Annotated in this window: 3 protein-coding genes and 1 pseudogene; 2 read left to right on the top strand and 2 right to left on the bottom strand. The window is 67.7% G+C overall.

What is annotated here, in order from left to right:
- Window positions 1-120: 120 nt before the first annotated feature.
- Window positions 121-681 carry a hypothetical protein gene (locus tag IE271_RS40615; RefSeq protein ID WP_229919979.1) on the top strand — a complete coding sequence of 187 codons (561 nt, stop codon included), beginning with the start codon at window positions 121-123 and terminating at the stop codon, window positions 679-681.
- 127 nt (window positions 682-808) lie between these two features.
- Here the strand turns inward: IE271_RS40615 and IE271_RS40610 are convergent, their stop codons facing one another.
- The gene (locus IE271_RS40610; protein WP_229919978.1) at window positions 809-1,108 is read right to left on the bottom strand and encodes a hypothetical protein; all 300 of its coding nucleotides are present in this window, start codon (window positions 1,106-1,108) and stop codon (window positions 809-811) included.
- A gap of 576 nt (window positions 1,109-1,684) precedes the next feature.
- Between IE271_RS40610 and IE271_RS40605 the strand changes: the two genes are divergently transcribed.
- Window positions 1,685-2,230, top strand: coding sequence for a P-loop NTPase family protein (locus IE271_RS40605; protein WP_190195437.1), 546 nt, complete (start codon window positions 1,685-1,687; stop codon window positions 2,228-2,230).
- Between the two features lie 292 nt (window positions 2,231-2,522).
- On the opposite strand, the pseudogene IE271_RS40600 reads toward IE271_RS40605, so the two are convergent.
- Window positions 2,523-2,618: pseudogene (locus IE271_RS40600) on the bottom strand (IS5/IS1182 family transposase); the annotation flags it as partial.

Here is a 2,618-nt window from a genome sequence, read left to right as displayed (position 1 = left end):
CGCCTAGAGAAACGCCCTCCAGGCGGACACCCGCACGTCCACCCAGGTCAGAGCCCGGATTCGCGACTCCAGGCTGCCGAATTACGTCGAACCCGGGCCCGGCGGGCCTACGATGCCGTCGTGCGGAACACGAAGGCATTTAAGGAAGCCCTTGTGGAAACGCTTGCGGAGCTGGCCCGCCGGGGTGTGTCGGTCGGACCGGCGACCGTCGCGGACACCATCGAGAAGAACATCGGCACGGTGGCCGAGCAGTGGGGCATCCAAGTGCGTTCCGCCTGGCGCTACTTCGATCCGGTCGCATTCGCCGACCGCCTTGCGAGCAACGTCCGCGCCTTCGAGGAAAGCAGCGCCGAGCGCGGGGCGGGACAGCCGCCGATGCCGCCGGTCGGCAATCCCGAGCTGGCGGTGATCCTCGCCGGTGTCCCGGACTCCCTGGCCCAGACCGGCGGAGACCTGTACGGCGTGATCGTCAACGTCGCGGTGAACGCCTGGATGGCCGGCCACATCCACGGCGAGGACGGCTGCACCGGCTGCGAGGAAAGCCGCGGTCCCGCCGGCCACGACTGGCACAAACGGATGCGGACCATCACCGAACTGCAACCGGACATCCACAAGTGGTTCGACCGCGACGTATGGACGCGTGCGGTCAACGACAGCGGGTTCAGCGTCACCCGTCGCTGAGGACTCTTTCCCACCGCTACTGCGGCGGCGCACGCCTCCTCTGGTCTGACGCAGCCGGCGGACCTGGCCGCATTCCCGACAGAGAGCTTCTGCGCCGCGCTCATCGACGCCAGCGGGGACCGGGGCGCTACCGGCCGCCGGCCTGGCCGTCGTCCTCGTTGTCGGCACGCTCGGGCAACATGCCAGTGCCGTCGCAGGCCGGGCAGTCCACGGTATATTCACGGCCGTCCTCGTCGCGGAGGGTGACCTTGCCGCTCTGGCAGTTCGTGCACCTGGGCATCAGGCGCTCCCGCTCCGCGAGCAGCCGCTGGGTGAGGTTGAGCAGGCGTGTGTAGCGGCCGTCGTCCCGCAGCGCCGGGATCCACTCACGGTCCACCCACCCCATGACCTCTCCCTGCGCCGAGCCGGCCGGGTCTGCTGCGCCCATCGTCCTCCCGGCGGTGAGCGTTTGTCCCGGCAAAGGCGGGCGCAGCATCGGCCGCCGTCGACGCCGACGAGCATCACCCGGACAGGACGCCGCTGGGCAGCGCCGACACCGCCCAGCGGAACGATCATGCTCGCAAGACCGGAAGGCGGCCTCCATACGCTTGTCAGCCAAAGAAGACACGTTTTTACTCAGCCACTGCAAAATGCGGCTTCCGTTCCATTCGACCATCGATATTTCCGTGGGCAATGCAACCAAACAAGCCGTACATGTCGCATGCGCCTGTCCCACTGGACCCGGTCCCTGCCGTATCCCCCGTCGGCAGGGACCGCTCACATGCACTTCCGAACCCTGATTTGGGACCTTGTTGAGGTCGAGCGCCGTTCATGGTTCGTACCACAACCATGTCGGCCCGCAGAGCTGGCGGGCGCGCACGGTGAAGTGCCGCAGCCGGTTGGCATCCCCGCGTGACGAACGAGGACCGCCGCGGCCTTACGGCTGTGCGCAAAGCGGCATCGAGGGGATGGGTGCTGCAGGACGGCGGGGAACGCCCCGGCGCTGTCAGTGACCGCCGATAGCATGAGCGCCGTGAGGGTGGGCAGTGAAGAGACCCGGCTGGTGGTGCTGCGCGGCAACAGCGCTGCGGGGAAGTCGTCCGTCGCGGCGGGCCTGCGCGAGAGGTTCGGCCGTGGCCTGGCCGTGGTCGGCCAGGACAACCTGCGCCGCGTCGTGCTGCGCGAGCGTGACCGGCCGGGCGCGGCGAACATCGGTCTGATCGACCTGACCGCCCGCTACGCCCTGGACGCCGGCTTCCACGTCGTGGTCGAGGGCATCCTCTACGCCGACCGCTACGGCGCCATGCTCGCGCGGCTGCGCGCCGACCACCGCGGTGCGACCCGCAACTACTACCTGGACGTGCCGTTCGACGAGACCCTCGCCCGGCACGCCACCAAGCCGATCGCCAACGACGTGACCGAGACACAGCTGCGCGAGTGGTACCGGCCGCGCGATCTGCTGCCCGGCGGCATCGAGACCGTCATCGGCGCCGACAGCACCCTGCACGAGACCGTCGAGCGCATCCTGCTCGACACCGGCCTGACCCACCTGCCCGCACGGGACCGCTGACCGGGACCCCGCGCGCGACAGACGCCACACCAAGCACCATGCCTGCTGCGCCAGATACATCAGCCGATCGTGGAATCCCAGGCCTGCCTACTGATCGAAGGCTTCGCTGCGCCCCCTGGTCTGTGAAACGAAGGTGAACATTTCATAATTCCGTTGCCTCAATGGAAGGAGGCGGCCGGGCTGCGCCTGCGCTATGCGGCCGACGCGGTAGACGCTCGCTGTGCAGCACGCACTGGCCCGGGCCCCAGCAGACTGAGAGGGCATTTGATCTAAGTGAATTGCACTTTTTGTCCTAGTAGGTTCCGCGCCAGGTTGATGTAGTCTCGTCCGTTATGCGCTTGGCGAGGTTGTCGATAGAGGCAATGTGGATCATGGCTTCGGAACTGGC

Origin of the sequence: Streptomyces minutiscleroticus, from assembly GCF_014650875.1 — a bacterium.
GTDB lineage: Bacteria > Actinomycetota > Actinomycetes > Streptomycetales > Streptomycetaceae > Streptomyces > Streptomyces minutiscleroticus.
The sequence above is the reverse complement of the archived record's forward strand: the minus strand, read 5'-3'. Positions and strand labels throughout refer to the sequence as shown.

Excerpts from the sequence above, each read along its gene's own strand:
- IE271_RS40610 (WP_229919978.1), bottom strand. The coding sequence starts at position 1,108 with ATGGGCGCAGCAGACCCGGCCGGCTCGGCGCAGGGAGAGGTCATGGGG.
- IE271_RS40605 (WP_190195437.1), top strand. The coding sequence starts at position 1,685 with ATGAGCGCCGTGAGGGTGGGCAGTGAAGAGACCCGGCTGGTGGTGCTG.